This window comes from Actinokineospora sp. NBRC 105648 (genome assembly GCF_030269645.1).
Taxonomy (GTDB): Bacteria; Actinomycetota; Actinomycetes; order Mycobacteriales; family Pseudonocardiaceae; genus Actinokineospora.
Map to the genome: position 1 here is coordinate 138,677 of NZ_BSTR01000010.1, position 22,338 is coordinate 161,014.

The 22,338-nt window shown below is 71.5% G+C and carries 18 protein-coding genes; 10 read left to right on the plus strand and 8 right to left on the minus strand.

Features of this window, described 5'->3' with window-relative positions; genetic code table 11:
• Positions 1-23: 23 nt before the first annotated feature.
• The 6 genes from QSK30_RS12535 (at position 24) to QSK30_RS12560 (ending at position 9,672) form a co-directional block, all read left to right on the plus strand.
• On the plus strand, positions 24-1,196 hold the full coding sequence (locus QSK30_RS12535; protein WP_285502444.1) for an MFS transporter: 1,173 nt from the start codon (positions 24-26) through the stop codon (positions 1,194-1,196).
• A 352-nt stretch (positions 1,197-1,548) separates the two neighbouring features.
• Positions 1,549-2,658, plus strand: a complete 1,110-nt coding sequence (locus QSK30_RS12540) for an aminotransferase class V-fold PLP-dependent enzyme (protein WP_285502445.1) — start codon at positions 1,549-1,551, stop codon at positions 2,656-2,658.
• Positions 2,659-2,895: 237 nt separating this feature from the next.
• Complete coding sequence (locus tag QSK30_RS12545; RefSeq protein WP_285502446.1) at positions 2,896-5,373, plus strand: tetratricopeptide repeat protein; 2,478 nt, start codon at positions 2,896-2,898, stop codon at positions 5,371-5,373.
• Positions 5,370-6,776, plus strand: a complete 1,407-nt coding sequence (locus QSK30_RS12550; RefSeq protein ID WP_285502449.1) for a leucyl aminopeptidase — start codon at positions 5,370-5,372, stop codon at positions 6,774-6,776. The genes QSK30_RS12545 and QSK30_RS12550 overlap by 4 nt, the downstream gene beginning before the upstream one ends.
• Positions 6,777-7,006: 230 nt before the next feature.
• On the plus strand, positions 7,007-9,424 hold the full coding sequence (locus QSK30_RS12555; protein WP_285502451.1) for an immune inhibitor A domain-containing protein: 2,418 nt from the start codon (positions 7,007-7,009) through the stop codon (positions 9,422-9,424).
• Between the two features lie 92 nt (positions 9,425-9,516).
• On the plus strand, positions 9,517-9,672 hold the full coding sequence (locus tag QSK30_RS12560; RefSeq protein WP_285502453.1) for a hypothetical protein: 156 nt from the start codon (positions 9,517-9,519) through the stop codon (positions 9,670-9,672).
• 18 nt (positions 9,673-9,690) lie between these two features.
• Here QSK30_RS12560 and QSK30_RS12565 read toward each other — a convergent pair whose 3' ends face one another.
• Positions 9,691-10,557, minus strand: coding sequence for a hypothetical protein (locus QSK30_RS12565; RefSeq protein ID WP_285502455.1), 867 nt, complete (start codon positions 10,555-10,557; stop codon positions 9,691-9,693).
• Positions 10,558-10,642: 85 nt separating this feature from the next.
• Entirely contained in the window at positions 10,643-11,143 is a 501-nt protein-coding gene (locus tag QSK30_RS12570; RefSeq protein WP_285502457.1) for a sigma-70 family RNA polymerase sigma factor, read from the minus strand.
• 200 nt (positions 11,144-11,343) lie between these two features.
• Between QSK30_RS12570 and QSK30_RS12575 the strand changes: the two genes are divergently transcribed.
• Together QSK30_RS12575 and QSK30_RS12580 are read left to right on the plus strand one after the other, a co-directional pair.
• Positions 11,344-11,676, plus strand: coding sequence for an ArsR/SmtB family transcription factor (locus tag QSK30_RS12575; protein ID WP_285502459.1), 333 nt, complete (start codon positions 11,344-11,346; stop codon positions 11,674-11,676).
• On the plus strand, positions 11,673-12,062 hold the full coding sequence (locus QSK30_RS12580) for a VOC family protein (RefSeq protein ID WP_285502461.1): 390 nt from the start codon (positions 11,673-11,675) through the stop codon (positions 12,060-12,062). The genes QSK30_RS12575 and QSK30_RS12580 overlap by 4 nt, the downstream gene beginning before the upstream one ends.
• A gap of 10 nt (positions 12,063-12,072) precedes the next feature.
• Here QSK30_RS12580 and QSK30_RS12585 read toward each other — a convergent pair whose 3' ends face one another.
• The 5 genes from QSK30_RS12585 to eccCa form a co-directional block, all read right to left on the minus strand.
• Entirely contained in the window at positions 12,073-12,363 is a 291-nt protein-coding gene (locus QSK30_RS12585; RefSeq protein ID WP_285502463.1) for a hypothetical protein, read from the minus strand.
• Between the two features lie 77 nt (positions 12,364-12,440).
• A complete protein-coding gene (locus tag QSK30_RS12590; RefSeq protein WP_285502465.1) occupies positions 12,441-13,496 on the minus strand; it encodes a hypothetical protein in 1,056 nt (351 codons plus the stop codon).
• Positions 13,493-14,416 carry a hypothetical protein gene (locus QSK30_RS12595; protein ID WP_285502467.1) on the minus strand — a complete coding sequence of 308 codons (924 nt, stop codon included), beginning with the start codon at positions 14,414-14,416 and terminating at the stop codon, positions 13,493-13,495. The genes QSK30_RS12590 and QSK30_RS12595 overlap by 4 nt, the downstream gene beginning before the upstream one ends.
• Positions 14,417-14,488: 72 nt before the next feature.
• On the minus strand, positions 14,489-15,610 hold the full coding sequence (locus QSK30_RS12600; RefSeq protein ID WP_285502469.1) for a S8 family serine peptidase: 1,122 nt from the start codon (positions 15,608-15,610) through the stop codon (positions 14,489-14,491).
• Positions 15,607-19,554 (minus strand): type VII secretion protein EccCa, encoded by a 3,948-nt coding sequence (gene eccCa / locus QSK30_RS12605; RefSeq protein WP_285502471.1) that lies wholly within the window; start codon positions 19,552-19,554, stop codon positions 15,607-15,609. The genes QSK30_RS12600 and eccCa overlap by 4 nt, the downstream gene beginning before the upstream one ends.
• Before the next feature lie 169 nt (positions 19,555-19,723).
• Between eccCa and QSK30_RS12610 the strand changes: the two genes are divergently transcribed.
• The gene (locus tag QSK30_RS12610; protein WP_285502473.1) at positions 19,724-20,602 is read left to right on the plus strand and encodes a helix-turn-helix domain-containing protein; all 879 of its coding nucleotides are present in this window, start codon (positions 19,724-19,726) and stop codon (positions 20,600-20,602) included.
• Positions 20,580-20,765 carry a DUF397 domain-containing protein gene (locus tag QSK30_RS12615; RefSeq protein WP_285502474.1) on the plus strand — a complete coding sequence of 62 codons (186 nt, stop codon included), beginning with the start codon at positions 20,580-20,582 and terminating at the stop codon, positions 20,763-20,765. The genes QSK30_RS12610 and QSK30_RS12615 overlap by 23 nt, the downstream gene beginning before the upstream one ends.
• 21 nt (positions 20,766-20,786) lie before the next feature.
• Here the strand turns inward: QSK30_RS12615 and QSK30_RS12620 are convergent, their stop codons facing one another.
• The gene (locus tag QSK30_RS12620; protein WP_285502476.1) at positions 20,787-22,226 is read right to left on the minus strand and encodes an eCIS core domain-containing protein; all 1,440 of its coding nucleotides are present in this window, start codon (positions 22,224-22,226) and stop codon (positions 20,787-20,789) included.
• Positions 22,227-22,338 lie beyond the last annotated feature (112 nt).

Sequence of the window (22,338 nt, forward strand, 5' to 3'; positions counted from 1 at the left end):
ACCCGGGCCGCTTGGATGTGCCGGTGGACACCGACCTGCGGGACCGCCGCTTCCTGGTTCCCCTGCTGGCCGCCAAGGGCGTGTCGGACATCGGGTACGCGCTGGACTTCGTCTGCCTGTCGATCTTCGTCTGGACCGCCACCGGCTCCCCGCTCGCGACCGGTCTGGTCAGCGTGGCGCTCTACGCGGGCGCCATCCTCGGCGGCCGCTTGGGCCACGCCTACGGCGCCCGCTGGGACCGCCGGACCGCGATGATCACCGCGGACCTGGTGCGGATGGTCGTGCTGCTCACCCTCGCCCTCGCGCCCGGGCAGGCCCAGCTCTACGTCGCGGTCTTCCTGGTCGGGATCGGCCGGTCGGTCTTCGAGGCGACCCTGTCCGCCGCGACGCCGGTGCTGGCCGGTGCGCGGGCGCAGTTGGTCAACAGCGTGCTGACCGGGCTCAAGGGCGTCGCGTTCATGGTCGGCATGGGGCTCTCCGCCGTGGTCGTGCCGTTGGTCGGGTTCCAGGCGGTGTTCGCGCTGGACGCGGGCACTTACGCGCTCTCGGCGTTGGTGCTGTTGGCGGTCCGGGTGCCCTTCCGCGACGAGGTGTCCGCCGACCGCGCCACCGGCACCCCCCGCGTGTGGCCGGTGGTCGTGGCTGCCGGGTTGGTGCCGCTGTTCCTGGTCCGGTGCCTGGACGCCTTCGGCAGTTCGTCGCAGCACGTCGGCATCCCGATCCTCGGCGACGAGCTGAGCCCCGGCGCGCCCACCCGGGCGGCGGGTCTGCTGTGGAGCGTGTGGGCGGCGGGCCTGCTGCTGGCCGGGTTCGTCTTGCGCCCGCTGGCCACCCGGGTCATCGCCCGCGCCCCCAACGTCGTGTTCTGCCTGGCCACGATCGTGATGTCGGTCGGCTTCATCGGCATCTTCTGGGCCGAGGACTGGCCCACCCGGCTCACCGCCGCCGCCCTGGCAGGCGTGGGTGACGCGTTCAGCGAGGTCGCGTTCAAACAGGCCGTGCAAGCGCTGCCGGACACCGAGCGCGGGCCGGTCTTCGGGCTCTCGCAGATCGTGGTCAACGCGGGCTTCATGACGGGACTGATCGCCACCAGCCTGGTGCTCACCCCGGCCCTGGTCCCGGAGTGGGTACTGCTCCTGCACGGCGTCCCGTTGCTGGTCGCGGCGGTCTCGGCGTTCCGGCTGCGTGCCCGGTGACGGCCCGAACGCGCGATCCGGGATCCGGTGGGCGCTCCCCGCGGACGATGCCGGTCGCCGAGTCCCCAGCCCAGCCGCCGGAGCCCGGGACCGACGCCCCGCCCGCCCGCGAGTCGGCCGCCGAGGTTCACCCCGCCAACCGCCGTGGCCACGTGGGCGGCGGGATCTGGTCCGACCAGACAACGTCCGCCGATGCCTCAGCGGGATTCGGCACGGTAACCGTGGTGAATGCCGGTCTCGGCGCACCTGGGGTGCGTGGCGTTCCGATGATGGCTCGGGCGTCCGGCAGGCCCTCGCCGCAGGTCCGCCTCCGCGCGCCCGGTCGGATCCCGTCGAACACCACAAAGCCCCGATGATGGCCTACCTGGACTACGCCGGTCTCGGTCGGCTCCGCCCGCCCGCCGTCGACGCGATGCGTCAAGCGCTCACCGACGTGCTCCCGCACGGCAGCGCCGAGATCGGGCAGATCTTCCCCGCCCGCCGCCGCGCGCGGGCCGCGATGGCCACGCTCCTCGACTGCGCTGTCGAGGAGATCGCGTTCGTCCCCAACACCTCCACGGGTTTGCAGCTGGTGGCCGATGGCCTGGACTGGCGCCCCGGCGACGAGATCGTCGTCTTCGACCAGGACTTCCCCGCGAACGTCCACCCCTGGCGCGCCCTCATCGAGCGCGGCGTCCGCCTGTCCTGGGTGCCCATGCGCGACGGTGGCTACCAGCTCGACGACATCGCGGCCGCGATCACCGGCGCGACCCGGCTCATCGCGGTCAGCCACGTCCACTTCGCCACCGGGTTCCGGGTCGACCTCGACGCGATCTGCGCCCTGGCCGCCCGGACCGGGGCCCTGGTCTGCGTCGACGCCGTGCAGAGCCTCGGCGCGCTGCCGCTCTCCCTCACCGACACCCCGGTCGACTTCCTGGCCGCGGGCGCGCACAAGTGGCTCTGCGGCCCACCTGGCACCGGCGTGTTCTTCTGCCGCCGCGACCGCCTGCCGCTGCTGCGCCTGCCCGGCGGCTGGTTCGGGTTCGAGGGGGCCAACGACATGTTCACCGAGGGCCCCGGCCACCTGCGCTACGACCTGCGACCGGTCCGCACCGCCGCGCGGGTCGAGGGCGGGATGTACGACGTGCTGGGCCTGGTCGGGCTGGCGGCGACGCTGGCCGAGTTGGCCGACATCGGGATGGACGCCGTCGCGGGGCGCGTGCGCGAGCTGACCGGTCGGCTGCGCACGGGACTGGTCGAGGCGGGGTGCCGAGTGCACGGTCCCCCGAACGCGAATACGTGGTCCGGAATAGTCGGCTTCACCCATCCGGCCGTAGCGGGTGTGGCGTTCGCCCGAGAACTCGTGGTCGCGGGTATCCACGTGTCGCACCCGGACGGGATTGTCCGGGTGGCACCGCACTACTGGACCGATGACTCCGAGGTGGACGCGCTGCTGACCGCTGTCACCCGTCGGCTTTCTTGACAGAAGTCGTTCCAGGTGCCGCTCTTGTTCGGCGTCGGGGAATGGCGTTATCTTCCCGCTCACCCCAACCCTGAGGAAAGGAGCCCGAAATGGCTTACGAGACCTGGGAATCGCTCACCGACGAGGTCGAGATCAGCACCGGCGCGGCCGACTGCTGGGTGTGCCTGGTCGACAACTGATCTTCGACCGCGGGTCCCGCCGACCGGCGGGACCCGCTCCACCTGGGACGGGAGCGCGATGGACCGCTGGGAGACGGCACACGCCCACACCGGGGTGAACGCCCCGAGTTGGCTCACCTTCGAGGTCCACCGCCCCTACCTCGACGGCGCGGACTCGCCGCGCACCACCGTGCACGCGCGCGGGTCGCTGCTGGCCGCCCGCCGGTTCGACCGGGGCGAGGCGACCGCGCTGCGGTTCGGGATGACCATGCCCGCCGGCTACCGCACCCTGCTCGTGGACGAGGCCCGGCTGACCCGGTACCGGGTCACCGACCCGACCGGACTCGACCCGGCCCTCGCCTCGCCCGCGTGGGCCACCATGGCCGAGGCGTTCCGGCGGCGGTCCGAGTTGGACCCGGTCGAACGCGCCTGCCTGGCGCACTGGCTGGTCGCGGTCTGCCTCCCCGGCGCGGTGTCGCGGTTGGTGCCCGAGGACTTGGCCGCCGCGACCGCGGACCCGGTGCTCGCGTCGCTGCAATGGGCTCGCGCCACCGCGTTGTTCGCCGTCGAGGGGCTCTCCGAGCGCACCGCCGCCGCCTACGCCGTGCTCATCGATGATCCCGCCCCCACCGCCGCGCACGTGCAGGCGGTCGCGGGTTGGGGTTACCTGATCACCCGGCACGGCGCGGACGACGACGCCGCGCCGCTGTACTTCGCCCGCGCGGCCGAACTGTGCAAGAGCCTGGAGACGAACCCGTTCGAACACGCCGTGTTGCGCGCCCGATTGCTGTTGCGCGAGGTCATGCACGCCGAACGGGCGCTGGAGTTCGACCGCGCCTGGGGCCTGCTCGGGGCCGCCGCCGAGGCGCTGGCCTCGGTGCGACCGGTCGGCCCGGACGAGGAGGCGCTCGCGGTCGAGACCCGGCGGCGGCTGGTCGACAGGCGGGTGGACCTCGCCGTGCGGCGCGGTGACCCCGGGGCCGAACGCGCCTGGATCGCCGAGGGCCGCGAGCTCGACCCGTTCGACGTCAAGATCCACATGCAGGCCGCCCAGTGCGCGGAGCGGTTGGGGGACAACGAGGAGGCGCTCGCGGGCTACCTCGGTGCCGCCCGCCTGGGCCCGTACGGCACGGCCTTCGCGCTGCTCGGGGCGGTCCGTTGCGCCCGTGCGCTGGGGCACGTCGAGTTCGCCAGGGTGCTGGCCGAACGCGCCCACCGCACGGCCCCGCGCTCCGAGCTCGTCCGGACCGTGCTCGTCGAGCTGTCCGAGCAAACCGGTGACCGCGCGCTGGCGGAGCTGGTTCGGCGCCCGGCCGAGAAGTCCTATATGGACAACTGGCACTACCGGATGTACGCCTCATACTTCAACCTCGGCGAGTCCGGCTCCCCCTGCCTCTACGCCGCGCTGCCGACCCTGTCGCACGACTTCGCCGCCGCGGGCGCGCCGCCGGAGGTCAACTGGCAGCGCCTGATGCCGCCCGCGTTCCGCGCCAACCTGGTCCGCGAGTCCGGGCTCGCCGAGTTCGCGGTGGCGCACCCGGCCGAGCTGCCCGCCGCGCTGCGCACCCCGGCCTGGGACGAGCTGTGCCGGTGGGTGGCGGACTTCGAGTCATCCGATGTGGACCGTCAGTACCTGGTCGCGTTGGTGTTGTTCCGCCTCGGCTTCGGCAAGCTGGTGCTGGAGTTGGTCCCGCCGCGCGACCCGGCTGGGCTGTCCGACCCCCGGGAGCTGCGGTTGCAGCACTGGCGAGACGTCGTGCGTTACGTCGGTTCGGTGGGTGGTGACGTGGCCGTGCCAGAGGCCTCGTTCGCCGTCGCGGAACACCCGGCGTGCCCGACGCACCTGCGGTTCGTCATCGCGGTGTTCGCGGTGGTCTTCCACGCGCGCGAGACCAAGTCGGTGGAGCAAGCGGAGCTGTGGCGCGATCGGGCGCAGACGGCCCTGGACGAGCTGCTCGCCGACGACGGGTACTCGCCGTTCGAGAAGGCCATGATGGAGAGCCGGTTCTACCGCAGCGTCACCTACGTCCCCTTCCTGCGGCGCGACCGCGCGCGGCTCGAGCGGGAGATGGACCGCGCCGAGGAACTGGCCAGGGCGATGCCCGCGACCACCCCCTATGAGGAGTTCCTGGCCCGGGAGAACCTGCGGGCGTGCCTGGAGAGCCGGTCCAAGGAGGCGTTCGGGTTCGGCGAGGACGAGCGCGGCCACCGGTTGGTGCTGGAGGTCTTGGAGATCGACCCGTACGAACCCAAGACGCACATGGAGCTCGCGGAAAGCCTGCTGCGACAGGGAAAGCCGCGCGAAGCAGGGGAGTCCTACCTGCGCACGGCGCGACTCGGGCCGATCGGGACCGCCCGCGGGTACGCCCTGGCGGGGGAGTGCTTCGACCAGGCCGGATTGCCGGTCCTGGCTGCCGACTGCTTCGTGCAGGCACTGCGGATCGACCCGTACGCGGTGTCCGCCGCTCGCGGTTGGCACCGCGTGTCCGGTGACGAGCTGGCCGCCGAGTACGTCAGCGGCTTGGAGGCGTGGGGTGCCGCACGGGGTAAGGCGTGACCGAGTTCCGCGTAGTCGGCACCGTTCCATCTGATGTGGACATCGTCGCGCATCCGGTGCCGCGCGGTACGCCCACGGATCTCCTCCCCGCCGGATTCCTTGCGGGTGTAGATTTCGACGGCTCGCTCGGCCAAGTCGTCGTCGCGCCTGAAACAGTCCTCTTCGGACTAGGTGACGACGGCGAGGCCGATCTGCGGCACGCGGCGGGCGAGTTGGCGCGGGCGGTGGCCGGGTTCGACCGAGTCGCGGTCGTTCTGCCTCCCGGAGGGGTGCGCGCCGCCGTCGAGGGCATGGTGCTCGGCGGCTACCAGTTCACCCGCTACAAGACCGCAGGCGGCACTGCCCCCAGCCGTGTCGACCTCGTCTGCCCCGACGCCGGCGGGCTCGCCGAGGGGCTGGCCGTGGCCCGCGCGGTGTGCCTGGCCCGCGACCTGGTCAACGAGCCCGGCGAGACGCTCACCCCGGTCGAGTTCGCGCACCGCGCCCAAGCCCTCGCTCGCGCGAACGGGTTCGACTGCGAGGTGTGGGACGAGCACCGGATCGCCGACGAGCGCCTCGGCGGACTCCTCGGCGTCTCCCGCGGGTCACCCCGACCGCCGCGACTCGTCCGACTCCGCTACCGGCCGCCGCCGGGCGACGCCCCCGTGATCGCCTTGGTCGGCAAGGGCGTCACCTACGACTCCGGTGGCCTCTCGCTCAAGCCGACGCCGCAGATGGTGGACATGAAGGCCGACATGGCGGGCGCGGCCGCGGTCCTCGCCGCCGTCTCCGCGCTCGCCGAGCTGTCCTGCCCCGTGGGCGTCGACGCCTGGCTGCCGCTCACCGAGAACATGCCCAACGCCGACCCGGTGCGCGTCGGCGACGTCCTTCGGTTGCGCGGCGGAACCACCGTCGAGGTCCGCAACGCCGACGCGGAGGGCAGGCTCATCCTCGCCGACGCGCTCACCCTCGCCTGCGAGAGCGGCCCCGCCGCGGTGCTCGACCTGGCCACGCTCACCGACGCCGCCGCGATCGCCCTCGGCCGGGAGTTCGCCGCGGTCATGGGCGACCAGCCGCTAGTCGACCGCGTCCTCCGTGCCGCCGCGCTCGCGGGGGAGCCGCTGTGGCAGCTCCCGCTGCCTGCCCGCTACCGTCGGCAGCTGGCGTCCGGTGTGGCCGACCTGGTCAACTACACCACCGGGGTCCGGCACGGGACCGCCCTGCTCGCGGGGCTGTTCCTGCGGGAGTTCGTCGCCGCCGACGTGCCCTGGGCGCACCTGGACCTGCAGGGTCCGGCACTGGCCGAGCGCACGTGTGGTGAATCAGTAACGGGCGCCACCGGTTACGGCACCCGGCTATTGATCGAGCTCCTGGCCGGTACCGGTCCTAACTGTTGCCAGAGTTGGCCCCAATACTGTGAATAAACCGTTTTGATATTTCCGGTTCGTGCCATTCGCGACCTGCGCCCCATCGATTGCCCTGGTCCGGGTGGGTGCACCGACCGCTGGGCCATTCGGATCATCACACCGTCTTATCGCAGAATGTGATGGCCGAAATGGGCCTTGTAATCAGGTCGTGATATCTGCATGCGGCAATCTCATCTAGCCTCCCCTCAGGCTTCACCCGAGTCATCCCCACGAATCTGGAGGATTTTGTGCGCAGAAAGTTGGTCGTCGCGCTCGCCGCGATGACGGCTGTCGGGACCGGGGCGGTGGTGGTGGCCGCGACCGGCGGCGCCGCCACGGCCGCCCCGGCCCAGACGCCCGCCGCTGTCTCCGCGGCCCAGGCCGCAGGCAGCGAGGGCAACGCCGACGAGGTCGTCGCGCCGCTGGAGAAGAAGCGCCGCGAGATGCGCCAGGAGGGCCTGGCCAAGGTCCTCTCCGGTGACGCGAAGGTCGAGAAGCGCGGCGCCAGCTCCGTGGTGAAGGTGGGCACCAAGCCCGCCGCCAAGAGCCAGGCCACCAAGAAGGCCACCGACCAGTACGTCGAGCTGGCGCGGGAGAAGACCGACAAGATCTTCGTCGTGCTCGCCGAGTTCGGCGACGAGCGGCACCCGGACTTCCCGGACAAGGACACCAGCCCGGCCACCCCGGGTCCGCAGCGCTTCGACGGGCCGCGGCACAACCAGATCACCAAGCCCAACCGCGCGGTGGACAACAAGACCGTCTGGCAGGCCGACTACAGCCAGAAGCACTACCAGGACCTGTACTTCTCGTCCGACCCGAACACCGAGTCGGTCAAGAACTTCTACGAGAAGGCGTCCTCGGGCCGCTACTCGGTCGACGGCCAGGTCACCGACTGGGTCAAGGTCAAGTACAACGAGGCCCGCTACGGCCGCTCGGACGGCTACCCCTGCCCGGGCAAGATCTGCGGCAACAGCTGGTTCCTGGTGCAGGACGCCCTCGACCAGTGGGTGGCCAACCGCAAGGCCTCCGGTGCCTCGGACGCGACCATCAAGGCCGACCTCGCCTCCTACGACCAGTGGGACCGCTACGACTACGACGGCGACGGCGACTTCAACGAGCCCGACGGCTACCTGGACCACTTCCAGATCGTGCACGCCGGTGGCGACCAGTCCGACGCCGATCCCGCACAGGGTGAGGACGCCATCTGGGCGCACCGCTGGTACGCGTTCTCCTCGAACACCACCGGCCCGGCCAACAACAAGCTCGGTGGCGTGCAGATCGGTGCCACCGGCCTGTGGGTCGGCGACTACACCATGCAGCCGGAGAACGGCGGCCTGGGCGTGTTCGCCCACGAGTACGGCCACGACCTCGGCCTCCCGGACAACTACGACACCGTCGGCCCGGGTGGCGCGCAGGAGAACAACGTCAACTGGTGGTCCCTGATGGGGCAGAGCCGGGTGTCCAAGGCGGACGAGCCGGTCGGCCTGCGCGCCAACGACTTCTCCGCGTGGGACAAGCTGCAGCTGGGCTGGCTGGACTACGAGACCGTGGTCGCGGGCCAGGACAAGAAGATCGACCTCGGCCCGGGCGCGTACAACACCGCCAAGGCCCAGGGCGTCGTCGTGGTGCTGCCGGACAAGCAGAAGTCCGACGTCTACGGCCCGCCGTTCGCGGGCACGAAGATGTGGTGGAGCGACAAGGGCGACAACCTGTCCAACACGCTCACCCGCACGGTCGACCTGACCGGCAAGACCGCCGCGGAGCTCAAGCTCAAGGCCCGCTACGACATCGAGGACTGCGACTGCGACTTCCTCTTCGTCGAGGCCTCGACCGACGGTGGCGCCAACTGGACCGCGCTCGACGGTGTCGCCAACGGCAAGCCCTTCATCCGGGACGCCGTGGGCACCCCCGCGATCACCAACACCACCAACAACCAGTGGGCCGACGTCTCGGTGCCGCTGACCTCGCTGGCGGGCAAGAACGCCCAGATCCGCCTGCGCTACCGCACCGACGGTGGCCTGGCGCTCAACGGCTTCTTCGCCGACGAGATCTCCGTCGTCGCCGACGGCGCGCCGCTGTTCACCGATGGTGCCGAGGCGGGCAACAACGGCTGGACCCCGGCGGGCTTCCGCATCACCACCGGTACGGAGACCTCGACGTTCGACAACTTCTACGTCGCGAGCAACCGCACCTACGTCAGCTACGACAGGTACCTGCAGGTCGGCCCGTACGACTACGGCTACCCGAGCAAGCCCAACTGGGCGACCCGGTTCCCGTACCAGGACGGCCTGCTCGTGCAGTACTGGGACACCTCGACGGTCGACAACAACGCCTCGGTCCACCCGGGCGAGGGCCAGTCGCTGATCGTCGACGCCAACCCCGGCGCGATCTACAACCTGCAGGGCCAGGCCTGGCGGCCGCGCGTGGCGGGCTACGACGCCACGTTCTCGACGCAGAAGTCGGACTCGTTCACCCTGTACGCGCAGGGCAAGCCGTCCTACATCCGCGGCAAGGACGCCCAGCCGCTGTTCGACGACACGAAGTCCTACTTCGACCCGGCCCAGCCGACCGGTGGCGTCAAGCTGCCCGCGGCCGGTGTCGGCATCAAGGTGCTCAAGCAGGAGGGCACCTCGCTGCAGATCCGGGTCTTCTCCACCAAGAAGTGATCTGACCCGCTAGGACGAGGGGCGGTGGCGGCGACGCCATCGCCCCTCTGTCGTTCCCGTGCCGCCGCGGCCGCTGGTTCGTCTTCGGGGGAGTGCCCGCCGCGATCACCGGACTGACCTCCGGTGGCGGCGAGATCGCGCTGGGATGCTCCACCGCGGGCATCACGGGCCTGGGCCGGACGATTCCCCCGCTGCTGGTCGGGTTCCTGCGGCGCCGCGGGCCTCGCCGCGTCCTGGCGCCCACCTGAGCCAGTTGTCCGGTTGGGTCAGTTGCCCGCGAGGATGTCGGTGGCGCGCCGGACCTGGTCGTCGGCGTGCCGTCGGAGCTGGGTCAGCGCGTCGGCGTCGCGCTCGACGAGCCGCCGCTCGTACGCGGTCAGCGTCGCGACCCACACGCCGTTGAGCCCGGTTTCGGTCCGGCAGGCCACATCGGCCCGGGCCGTCGCGATCTCGTCGGGTCCCGCGGTGTCGCCGGGCCAGCCGTGGTCGTTGGCGGCCCACGGATCGGGGAAGGGGTGGCCCGCGTCGTCCATGCAGGAGCTCCACGCGCCGAAGGCGTTCTTGACGCGGTGGTCGGCCTCGGTGCGCCTGACCGCCTCGCCGCGCAGGTCGAGGACGAGAGCGTCCAGCTTCTCCTTGCCGACCTCGCGGTTCGCCGCTCCGACGCACCCGCCGGGAGGCACGGGGATCCCGCGGTACTCGGCCGCCTCGGTGCCGGTCAGCACGGCCCGCAGTTCGGGCGGCGGCGGCACTTCCCTGGCCTTCGCGACGGCGACGTCGCGGTCGTTCGCGGCGGCACCCGGGTGCCGGTACCCCAGTCGCGCCGCCTCGTCGGCGTCGACGACACCGATCACGCGGTCGGGGAGCCCGTCGCTCCACTGGTCGGGGGCCGGGTAGTCAAGCCCGAACCGCAGCACGCAGGAGGTGATCAGCAGGTCCACCGCCCGTCCGACGGTCCGCTCCTGGTCCGGTCGGAGGCGGTACCCGTCCAGCGGGAGCCGCACGTCCGCGTAGCTGGTGACGGTGGGCACCGGACCCAGGTCCGGCTCGTCCCCGTCGGGCTGGTTCGAGTCGCTCGCGCAGCCCTGGAGGGCGCCGACCACGACGACCAGCGGTAGCAGAACCCGGCGCACTGTCCATCCCCCTCGCCGCGCCGGACCCGTCGACGCCCACGAAGTGGATCACATCCGGCAGTCCCGGCCAAGCAGTCCACCGTGGTCAGACGGTCTCCAGGGCGGCGAAGGTCGGGACCGTGTCGCGCAGCGTGCGCAGGGCGTGGTGCAGGCGGCTCTTGACCGTCCCGACCGGCACCCGCAGCGTCACGGCGGCGGCCGCGGCGGTCCGGTCGGCGAAGTAGACCTCGACCACGGTCCGGCGCTGCTGCTCGGGCAGGCTGTCCAGGGCGGCGTTCACCACGACCCGGTCGATGACCTCGTCGGTGCCCGCGGGGGAGCTGGTGGGGTCGACATCGGGCAGCTCCACCTCGGACGGCCGCACCGCCCGACCGCGGTGCTGGTCGACGGCGATGTTGTGCGCCACCCGCATGAGCCAGCCGCGCACCGAACCGCGCTCCTCGACCAGCTTCTCGCGGTGCCGCCAGGCGCGGATCCAGGTCTCCTGCACGACGTCCTCGGCCCGGTACCGGTCCCCGGTCAACCGCTGCGCGTACCCGAGCAGCGCCGCCCGGTGGGTGGCCACGATGGTGTCGAAGTCGGTCATCTCGAACCCCTTGTCTCGCCGTATCTCCCGGTGACACAAGGCTCTCGGTTTCACCTCCCCGGATCGGTGGGACAAACCCTCTACCGGGCGGGGTGGACCCTCCGGCTCTGAGGGCTGTCCCCTCGAGTCCGGTAGGGATATCCCTATCGACGCATGCGCACCGGGGCTCTCGGCGTTGACAGGCAAGTGGCTGCTTGCCTATGGTGGGCCGCGTGGGCGACGTCTTCAAGGCACTGGCCGACCCCACGCGCCGCACGATCCTCGACGAGCTGACCGCCCGGGACGGCCAGACCCTCTTCGAGCTCTGCGCCCGGCTGATCACCAACCACGGCCTCACCTCGTCGCGGCAGGCGATCTCGCAGCACCTCGACGTGCTCGAGGCCGCGGGCCTGGTCGAGACCAGGCGCGCGGGCCGGTACAAGTTCCACCACATCGACACCGCGCCGCTCGCACCGATCGTCGAGCGGTGGCTCGACCCGCCCGGCAGGCGCCCGGGCGGCGCACCAACGGACACGGAGAACGGACCGGCATGAGGATCAACCTGACGAGCGTGTTCGTCGACGACCAGGAGCAGGCGCTCCGGTTCTACACCGAGGTGCTGGGTTTCCTGCCCAAGCACGACGTCCCGCTGGGCGAGGACCGCTGGCTGACCGTGGTGTCCCCGCAGGACCCGGAGGGCACCGAGCTGCTGCTCGAACCCAGCGGGCACCCGGCGGTGAAGCCATTCAAGGAGGCCCTCGTGGCCGACGGCATCCCGGCCACCTCCTTCGCGGTCGACGACGTCCACGCGGAGTACGAGCGGCTCCGCGGCCTCGGCGTGCGCTTCACCCAGGAGCCCGCCGAGATGGGGCCGGTGACCACCGCCGTGCTCGACGACACCTGCGGCAACCTGATCCAGATCGCCCACCAGGCGGGCTGACCGCGTCCGGTCACCGCACCAGCGCGGTGACCGCCGCCTTGATCGGGTCGGTGTCCGGGTCACCACCGGCCGAGGTGTCGACCCGCACCACGGCGTGCGCCCCACCCGGCGGGTCGAAGATCGATAGCGTCAGCGGAGGACAGTGCGAGACCGAGCTTGATCTCGTCCCGGGTCGGGAACGGCACACCGAGGCGCGGCGCGGGCGATGGTGGTCTTCCCGGCCCCTGGGCACCCGCACACGGCGATCACGACCGGCCGTTCCGCTCCCGTCACCCGCCCATCGTGTCGCGAGGTCGGTCATCGTGGAACCCTGGTCCCGCCGTCTCTCCCGGTGCCGGGCGGGGTCGACTCTCCGGCGCACGGGACCCCAGCGACCGCTCAGGGCAGGCGCACCGGTTCGCGCAGTGTGGGGGTCCAGACCGCGCTGCCGTGGTCGGCCAGGACTCGTCGGGTGCCGTTCTCGGTGATGGTCAGGCCGTCCACCACGTCGAGCGCGACCCGTGCGCCACTGGGGAGAACCCTCAGCAGGTAGTACTGATCGGTCTTACCGACCTTCTGCCACTGCCCGCCGGAGAGGAGGGAGGTGGAGTACCGCATGCCGCCGCACCCTTCGCCCGCGTCGGCGTGGCTCCCGTGGGTCGCCACCAGGTCCGGCCCGTTCCACCACAGGTCGAGCAGCTCGGTGTTCATCCCCGGCAGCTCCTCCGACGGCCACACCACCGCCGCGCCGGAGGCCAGGTCGAGCACCACGGTCTCGGACTCGAACCCGCAGTCGCCCTGGCTCCGCCCCTGGGAGAACGCCAGCCGCGTCGCGGTCGCGTCCGCCTGCAAGTCGCGCGGCGGCACGTCGCCGTCGACGTCGTGCCGCCACACCACGGCACCGGACTCGTCCACCGCGTAGACGTAGGCCAGCAGCACCGGGTACGCCGTGACCAGGTGCGACAGCGTGGTGCGCTCCGGGGTGGCCGCCACCACCACCGGGTAGGTGTCGCGGTCGACGGGGTCCGGGAACTCGAGAACTTCCGACGGCATCGGGGGAGTGCTGTCGATGGTCGCGCGCGGGGCGAGGTCGGACAGGGCGAACCGGCGGATCCCGGACTCGACGGCCGTGCGCACCTCGTCGCCGGTGATCACCGCCCCGTTGCAGCCCGCGCAGCCGGTCCGCCGCTCCGGCGCGCCCGCCGACCACACCACCAGATCGCTCGGCCGCTCCCGGTCCTCGGCGATGATCGCCGCCGCGGTCCGCCCGTCCGCCGACCAGCCGACCGTGCCGATGACGAAGGTGCCCAACCGGTGCGGCTGGTCACCGTCGAGGGCGAAGACCGAGTCGGCGTTGCTCCAGAGCAGTGCGTGCGGCGGTGGGGCGGGCGCCGCCACCGGGCTGTCGCAGCCCGCCAACAGGACCAGGCAGCACAGGGTCGCGCGGAGCCTCATCCGGCACGCACCATGTGCCAGCCCGGCTTGTCGTCGGTGGGCTCGACCGAGAACCGGCCGCCGCGGTAGCGCACGTCGTGGTCCCAGCCGGTGCTGGTGAACGGCGCCCCCGTCGCGGTGCCGTCGGACCGCACGCGCAGCGTGGACCTGGTGTCGGCGCCCTGCACGACGGCCACCTCGAGCTCCCACTCGTAGTGGTCGCGCGCGCTCAGGGCGGTGAGCTGCAGGACCACCTCGTCGCCCCTGGGCAGGGTGAGGTACTTGACGTCGAGGTAGCGCCGGGGCGCGGCACCGCCGTCGCCGGTCAGCCAGACCGTGCCGTCCGGGTCGTCGAGGTCGGTGACCACCTCCCGCACCGGCTGCTCGTTCTGCGGCAGGATCGCGACCAGGGCACCGTCGAGGGTGGCGGTTCGGCGCAGCACCCTCGTGCGGATGTCGAGCACCCGCACCGGTTCGGACCGGTTGCCCAGCAACGACACCTGGTACACCGAGGTGCTCTTCTCCACGCCGCGGAACGTCACCTTGTACGCGCTGCTGAGCACCGCGCCCCGGTCGCGGAAGAGCTGACCGCGCCGCTCGTTGGTCGGGGCGAGCGCGCCCTCGCGCAGCGCGTCCTCGGGGACGGGGTCGGGGAACGCCCACACCCACAGCGGATCGGTCACCTCCCGCACGCGAACCACCAGCGGCTCCCCGCTGTCCTGCGCGGGGTGGTCCGACAGCGCTACCGCCAGTACCCACACCAGGGCGACCGACAGCAGCGCCGCGGTGCCCCACACCCACGGCCGCCACCGGCGCCGGAGTACGTGGAAGTGCGTGCCGCCCGAGAACAGCGTGCCCGCCTGCAGGCTGTCGCGGCCGACCGAGCCGCTGACCTCGTTGTGCACCGGTGGATCTACCTGGTGAGACCGTTCGTCGCCCATCGCACCTCCCCGCGGGCCGTGCGCACGACGGTAGTCAGTCGATCACCGAACGGGGTCGGGTTTCCGGTGACTTCACCCGGCCGGTGGACCCGCGGGCCGGGCCCGCCAGGCCCGGCGCTTGCCGCGCACCACCACCGCACTCACCGTGCCCGCCAGTGCCCCGACTCCCGCCAGCGCCGCCACGAACCACAGCGCCGCCCGCGCGGGCCCGGTGTCCTCCACCGGGGGCAGCGGCACGACCAGGTGCTCCTTCGGCGGTGCCATCACCCGCGCGCCCGTGTCGAGGGTGTTCACCGCGGCCACCGGGTCCACGATGCCGAAGCCGATCATCGGGTTCGGCACCTGGCCCGCCGGTCGGTCCGCCGTGGACGTCAGCCGGTCCACGACCGCCCGCGCGGACAGCTCCGGGTACCGGCCGCAGACCAGCGCCGCCGCGCCCGCGACGAAGGCGACCGCCAGTTCCGGCCCGCTGGCCAGCCGGTGCCCCGGCCCCGCCGGACCGATCCCGACGAGCTGTTCGGCCGGCGCCCCCAACATCGGCTGGGCGCCCAGCGTCGCCTTCGTCGGCCCGTCCGGTCCCACCGGCGCCACGGCCAGCACGCCCTCGGCCGAGGCCGGGAACGCCTGCTGCTTCGCCTGCCGCACCGCCGCCGGGGCGATCAGCACGACGTCGCGGGCCCGGGCGTGCTCGACGGCGGCCCGCAGTTCCGGCACGTCAACGGTGTTCAGCACGCCCACCGCCACCACGCGCGCGCCGCTGTTCACCGCGTCGTCGATCCCCGCGGCCAGTCTGCGGGGGTCCACTTTGGTCGGTTCGTCGGTGACCCGGAACGCCGAGATGCCGACCCCGGGGGCGATCCCGGCGAACTCGGTGCCCGGCTGCGGCCGGGCCGCGATCAGCCCGGCGAGGAACGTCCCGTGCCCGGCGCAGTCCGCGCCGTCGCCGCCGGTGACCGCGCCCGCCAGGGCCGGGGCGGCGGTGCTGACGCCGGTGTCCACCACGGCCACCGGTCCGGCGCCCTTGGTCATCGGCCACACCCGCTCCGCGGCGAGCCTGCGCTGCGCCCACGGTTCCGGCTTGGCCACGGTGTTCTCGGCGGGCGCGCACTGCCCCGCCTGCGCCGCCGCGGGCAGCGGGAGCGACACCGCGAGCAGTGCCGCGGCCAAGCCCGCCCACACGATCCGGGTGCTCACGAGGTCTCCTCGGTCCAGCCGACCTGCAGCAGGCGGGCGTCTCGGCGGGTGACCAGCATCGCCCGGCCGGGCGGCAGCTGGCGGCCGCGCTGGCCGTTGAGCAGCGGCATCTCGTTGGGCGGCACGGAGAGCGCGAGGTCCGGGGTGTTCGACTCCTGCAACCGCCGCACCACCGCGTCCATCGACATCCGGCCGGACCCGGCCGCCGCGCGGGCCAGCACCACGTGCAGGCCGATGTCGCCCGCCTGCGGCAGCAGCTCCACCAGCGAGTCGAGCGGACCGCCCGCGCCGCTGTGCACGAGGTCGTAGTCGTCGACGATGACGAAGTACTCCGGCCCGCTCCACCAGCTGCGCGACTTGAGCATGCTCGGGCTGACGTCCGCGCCCGGCACCCGGGCCTTGAGCTCGGCGGCCAGCGGCCGGATCAGCTCCGCGGCGGGCGCCGCGGCGACCGCGACCCCCCGGCGGTACTCCTCGGGCAGCAGCTCCAGCAGCGTCCGCCGGGAGTCGACGATCACGACCTGCGCCTCTTGCGGGCTGTACACCTGCGGGATCGCCGAGGTGACCAGGCGCAGCACCGCGGTCTTGCCCGCCCCGGAGTCGCCCAGCACGGTCAGGTGCGGCTGGACGCCGAAGTCGTGCCAGACCGGCTTGAGGTCCAGCTCGCCCGCGCCCAGCGCGACCCGCATCCCGGCCTCTGGCGCGGGCAGCTCGGCGGCGGGGAGGACGGCGGGCAGCGTCCGCACGGTCGGCGCGGTCGCCCCGGGCCAGCACTCGGCGATCGAGCGGGCCAGCTCGCGAGTGGCCTCGGCCAGGTCGTCGGGGCCCGCGTGCCCGTCGGCGCGCGGCACGGCGCCGAGGAAGTGCAGCTTGTCCTGGGTCAGGCCGCGGCCGGGCAGGCGCGGCACCTGGCCCGCCTTGCGCATGTCGATCACCGAGTCGATCGCGTCGCCGAGCCGCAGCTCCAGCCGGGTGCCGAGCTGGTCGCGCAGCGCGCTGTGCACATCGGACCAGCGGCCCGCGGTGAGCATCAGGTGCACGCCGTAGGCCAGGCCGCGCATGGTGAGCTGGCGGATCGTCTGGTCGTGCTGCTCGAAGTCCGCGCGCAGCGAGCCCCAGCCGTCGACCACGAGGAACACGTCGCCGTGCGGGTCGTCGGCGAACTCGCCCGCCGCGCGCCGGGCCCGGTAAGCGGCCATGCTCTCGACACCGTGCTCGGCGAAGACCTTCTCCCGCTGCGCCAAGACCGCCTGCACCTCGGCGATCGTGCGGCCGACCCGTTCGGGCTGCAGCCGTCCGCAGACCCCGCCGACGTGCGGCAGGCCCTCCAACACCGACAACGCGCCGCCGCCGAAGTCCAGGCAGTAGAACTGCACCTCGGCCGGGGTGTGCGTCATCGCCAGCGCGGTGATCACCGTGCGCAGCAACGTGCTCTTGCCGGACTGGGTGCCGCCCGCGATGCCGATGTGCCCCCCGGAACCGGAGAGGTTGACCATGTGCAGGTCACGCACCTGCTCGAACGGCTTGTCCACCACGCCGACCGGCACGGTGAGCCCCCCGCGACCGGGCCAGTCCGCCGTGGTGAGGCCCAGTGTCGGGTGCGGCGTAAGAGGTGGGAGGAGCTGATCGAGCGCGGGCGGATTGTCCAGCGGCGGTAGCCATACCTGGTGCGCGGGCGGTCCCTGTCCGAGCAACCGCTCCACTGCGACGTCGAGCACCGTGTCGAACTGCTCTTCCATCTGCGGTACGTCCGGCGACTCGATCGTCGCTTCCACCGAGGGCAGTCGACCCGCGCCGAACGCCACTACCTGACGACGCACTTCCTCTTGACGCTCTTCCTTGGTACGGCGCTGGTAGCGGCCAGAGACGTAAGCGGCTTTGAACCGCACAAGAGTCGCGACATCGCTGCGCAGGTAACCGTTTCCGGGGGCGCTGGGGAGCTGGTACGCGTCAGGCACACCGATGACGGACCGCGACTCCATCGCGGAGAACGTGCGAAGACCGATCCGGTAGGACAAGTGGGACTCGAGCTTGTGCATCCGGCCGTCGTCGATGCGCTGGCTCGCGAGCAGCAGGTGCACACCCAGTGACCGGCCGAGCCGACCGATCATGACGAACAACTCGGCGAAATCGGGATTCGACGCCAAGAGCTCACTGAACTCGTCGACGATGAGGAACAGCGTGGGCAGCGGGTCCAACGGTGCACCGGCGATCCGTGCGCGTTCGTAGTCCAAGAGGGAGCTGTAGTTGCCCGCCGCGCGCAGGTGCTCTTGGCGCCGCACGAGTTCACCGTGCAGCGAGTCCTGCATGCGGGTGACCAGCGGTGCCTCGTCGGCCAGGTTGGTGATGACGGCGGAGGTGTGCGGGAGCCGGTCGAGGCCGAGGAAGGTGGCGCCGCCCTTGAAGTCGACCAGGACGAAGTTGAGGATCTCCGAGGAGTGCGTCATCGCCAGGCCCAGGACCAGGGTGCGCAGCAGCTCGGACTTGCCGGAGCCGGTGGCGCCGATGAGCAGGCCGTGCGGGCCCATGCCGCCCTGGGCGGACTCCTTGATGTCCAGCTCGACCGACGAGCCGTCCTCGGCGATGCCCAGCGGGATGCGGAACCGGTCCGGGCCGATGTTCTTGCGCCACAGCGTCTTGGGGTCGAGGGTGCCCAGGTCCGCGACGCCGAGCAGTCGGGGCAGCTCGAAGTCGGCGACCATCGGCTCGGCCACGTCACCGGTGGAGTTGAGCCGGTAAGGGGAGATGACGCGGGCCAACGCCCCCGCGCGGGCGATGGTGAGGGTGTCCGGCTTGCCGAGTTTCGTGCGGACCTGCTGACCGGTGCGATCGGTGCGCACGGTGTGCATCTCGTCGGGGGTCAGCTCCAGACGCAGACGGGAGCGGCCCGCGGCGCCGTCGAGGGAACCGGAGATGTCCAGGACGACGGTGTTGCGGTAGCCGGCGGCGGCGAGACGGGACTCGGCAGGGACGCTGACACCGTCAAGAATCACTACCACGTAGGGCTCTTCGCGACTGGGTGTGGCGGCGGCCTCGAACCGTGCGCGATCGTCGAGTTCCGCGGCGAGCAGTTCGGTAAGAGCGTCCACGCCGTCGGCAAGGAGTCGAACCTGCCCAGCCCCGTCTTGCTCAACGGGGTGCTGCGCGTGCGGCAGCCACTTCACCCAGTCCCACTCGCTTAGACGGTTAGGGGTAGCGCAAACAGCGATGCGCAGGTCCTCGGGGGAGTGGAAGGTAACCAGCTGGGAGAGAAGTGCACGCACGGTAGAACGGGCGACGTCATCGTCACCCTCTAGGCGCACCTGGGCGAAACCGCGCAAGAAGAGCGCGGTGGGCTGGTTGGCGATCGTGGTGTAAGCGTTGATGAACCGGCGAAGAGCACGCGCGGAGAGCGGCTCGAGGTCGGCGACCGGCTTGGTGTTGAGCGGGGTCATGGTCATGGCAAGTCGTTGTGGGCCAACGCCGATGCGCACCTCCGCGAAGTCCGCGTGCGCCGCCCGACGCTCCCAGAGCCGACCGGTCATGGCGACCGACCAGAGCGCGGCAGGCTCAGGGTGACGCCACCCAAGAGCGGTCCGCTGCTGCTCGGCAACCGCCCGAACCTGAGCACGCGTGCCGGACAGGTAGCGCAGGTAGTCCCGCCGCTCACCGCGCAGGCGCTGTCGTCGTTCGGCGCCACCCCGGCCCATCTGGCCGAAGACCATCATGACGCCCATCAGACCCATCATCCCGGCCATCATCATGGCCATCTGGGGGTTCTGCGGACCCATGAAGAAGAGCATCGCGGCGCCACCGCCGATGGTCATCGGGAGCATCATCATCATGCCGCCCATGCCACCGCCGATGGTCTCGGGCAGCACCGGCGGTTCCTGCAGGGAGAGCTCCCCACCCGGCATCTCCGGCGGCTTCTCCCGTGCCTGCCTGCGAAACAGCGTGGTGCTCATCCGTGGACTCCCTGGCTCTCGGCTGCCCCTTCGGGGGGTACACGGACGGGAGGGGTGGGGGAGTTCACCGCTGTTGCAAAGGGACCAACGAGAGGGCCGGATGCCTACTTTCCGGTGATCCTCGGTCGCGGGATGAAATCACCCCAGGTCAGCCCGCTAGGGTGCGAACATGACCGCCTTCAAGGCCACTGCGCAACGACGCGAACTGGGCACCGAGCTGCGCCGCGTCCGAGAGAACACCAACCTGACCCTCCACGAGATGGCGAGGAAGCTCGGCTGGGACCCGTCCAAGCTCTCGCGCATCGAGACCGGGAAGCTCCCGTGCTCGAAGGTCGAGGCGGCGACCATCCTGGCCTACTGCCAAGTGGACGGCGCGGAGCTGGACAAGGTCCTGGCCACCTGCGGCAGCGACCTGGACGGCGCCTGGATCCGGGACACCGGCATCCCCGACCGCCAATCGGGTCTGCGGGTCCACGAGTCGTTGGCCGTGGCGATGTCGTCGTTTGAGCCCTGCGTGATCCCCGGTCTCCTCCAGATCGAGGACTACACCAGGGCCCTGCTCACCGGCACCGGTCTGCTCTCCGCGGCCGGGGTCGAAGACCGAGTCCGCATCCGCATGGGCCGCCAGTCCACGCTCCGCAGGCAGTCCCCGCCGAACACGGTCTTCTACGTCTCCGAGAACGCCCTGCGGATGCCGGTCGGTTCCCCGCAGACCATGCACGAGCAGATGTTGCACCTGCTCTTCGCGAGTTCCCAACCTCACTGTGTCCTGCGCGTCGTCCCCGCCGCCAAGTCGGCCATCGCCGCCCTGGACGGTGGGTTCCGCCTGATGGAGTTCACCGACGGCCACCCCGTGGTCAACGTCGACACCCTCAACCGCACCTTGTTCCTGGAGCGCTCCGTCGACATCGCGATCTATCGCCTCGTCCTCGGCAGACTCGGGCAAGACGCGTTGAACGTCGCTGATTCCCGCGTTCTGCTCTCCGATCTCGCCAGTGACTATGACCGGGAGGAGGCACAGGTCCATGCCCCAGACCCATTCGCCTGAGTCCGTCCCACCTTGGCGCAAGAGCTCCTTCAGCGGCCTCGGCGGCGACTGCGTCGAGGTCGCCCACACCGACTCCGTCGCCGTCCGCGACTCCAAGCACCCCACCGCAGGCACCCTCTCCTTCCCCCACCCCTCTTGGTCCACCCTCCTGCACACCCTCTGACCCGGTCGGCGGCCGCCACCCTCAGATCATGTCGGCGAACTTGCTCCGCCCACCGCCGCCCGGCGGCTTCGGCGGGCCGCCGCCGAGCATGGCCGCCATCGTGGCTTTGCGGAACTCCGCCTGACTGGGCATCTTCTGCTTGTCCTCGTCGAGGTCCTCGAGTTCCTCCAGCTCGATGGTCGTGCGGAACGGCGCGGTCGTGGTGTACTCCCGGTCCTCGGGCTGTTCGGCCGCCTGCTTCACCTCGAACCGGCTCCCCGGCGGGAACACCGTCTCACCCTCGCTGCGCTTGATCGTGTTGATCACCGAGGACAGCTCGCCGCCGTGGTGGCCCTTGGCCTCGATGAACAGCGTCACCACGTACACTGCCCGGCCGGGCAGGTCCAGCTCCCCGCCGAGCTTGCGGGTGGTCGACTCGAACTGCTCGGCCGCGTACACCCCGCCCGCGGGGAAGCTGCGTGTGTACCGGTCGAACTGGTCACGGTTCTCAAAGCTGAGCACGCGTTGCACCCGTTGCCGCGTCTTGGCCGTCTTCGCCAAACCACCGATCATGTCTGTCGTCTTCTGCCCGACCTGGTAGCGCTCACGGACGTTCCCGCTCCGTAGCGCGGCGTTCCAGTCCTTGTACTCACCGCCCTGGTAGCGGTCGAACAGATCCACCTCGTGCTCGTTGAGCCCCCACTTCTCCCGCAGCGTCGACCGGAGCAGCCGCACCAGCGCCACGCCGTCGGCCACCTCCACCGTCGAGTCGCTCTCGAGCAGTTCGTCCAACGCCTGCTGCTCCGACGGGGTGAGCGCCGCGGACTGCGTTTGCAGCACCATGGCCTTTGCCCGTTCCCGGTCCAACGGCTGGCCGTCCGTCGTCAGCGCGCGCTGGACCGCCCCGGTGTGCGTGGCGACCGGCTCGGTCTCCACCGCCGCCCCGACCGGCTCGCGCATGACGCGGGTGGCGTTCTCCTCCGCCGCGCGCTCGAACGCGTCCGACGGGTCGCTGACGCGCAGTCCCGTGCCGGTGTCCGTCCCCGCGACCGGCCCAGTGCGCTGCTGGACGACATGCGTCAGCTCGTGCGCGAGCGTGTGGTCGTCCAATCCGCCGCCACCCACGACGATGTGGCTCCCCGAGGTGTACGCGGCCGCTCCCAGCTCGTGCGCCGACTGCCGGGCGCCCGCGTCGTCGTGCAGGCGCACGTCGCTGAAGTCGGCCCCGAGCCGCGTCTCGAACTCCGCTCGCTTCCCTGGGTCCAGCGGCCGCCCAGCAGACCGCAGCACGTCCTGCACCGTCGACCGCTGCACCGCCTCTTGCCCGGCCCCGCGCAAGAGCGCCGCGACCGCGCTGTTGCCCGCCGTGCGCTGGAGTTCCAACAGCTGCTCGACGCTTGGCGATCGTGCGCCTGGGGGCTTGCTTGCCGTGTGGTTGTCCTGACCCTCTTGCCTGCGCTTCCGCTCGTCGTGCGCGTGCATCGTTCTCCTCTTTCGAGTGAGGTAGGCGCCGACGATCACGCTACGGATTCCCAAACTGGCGCCGAGAGCTGATCGGGCAACGCGAGGGCACATTCCCTGGGCCGTTCAGGTC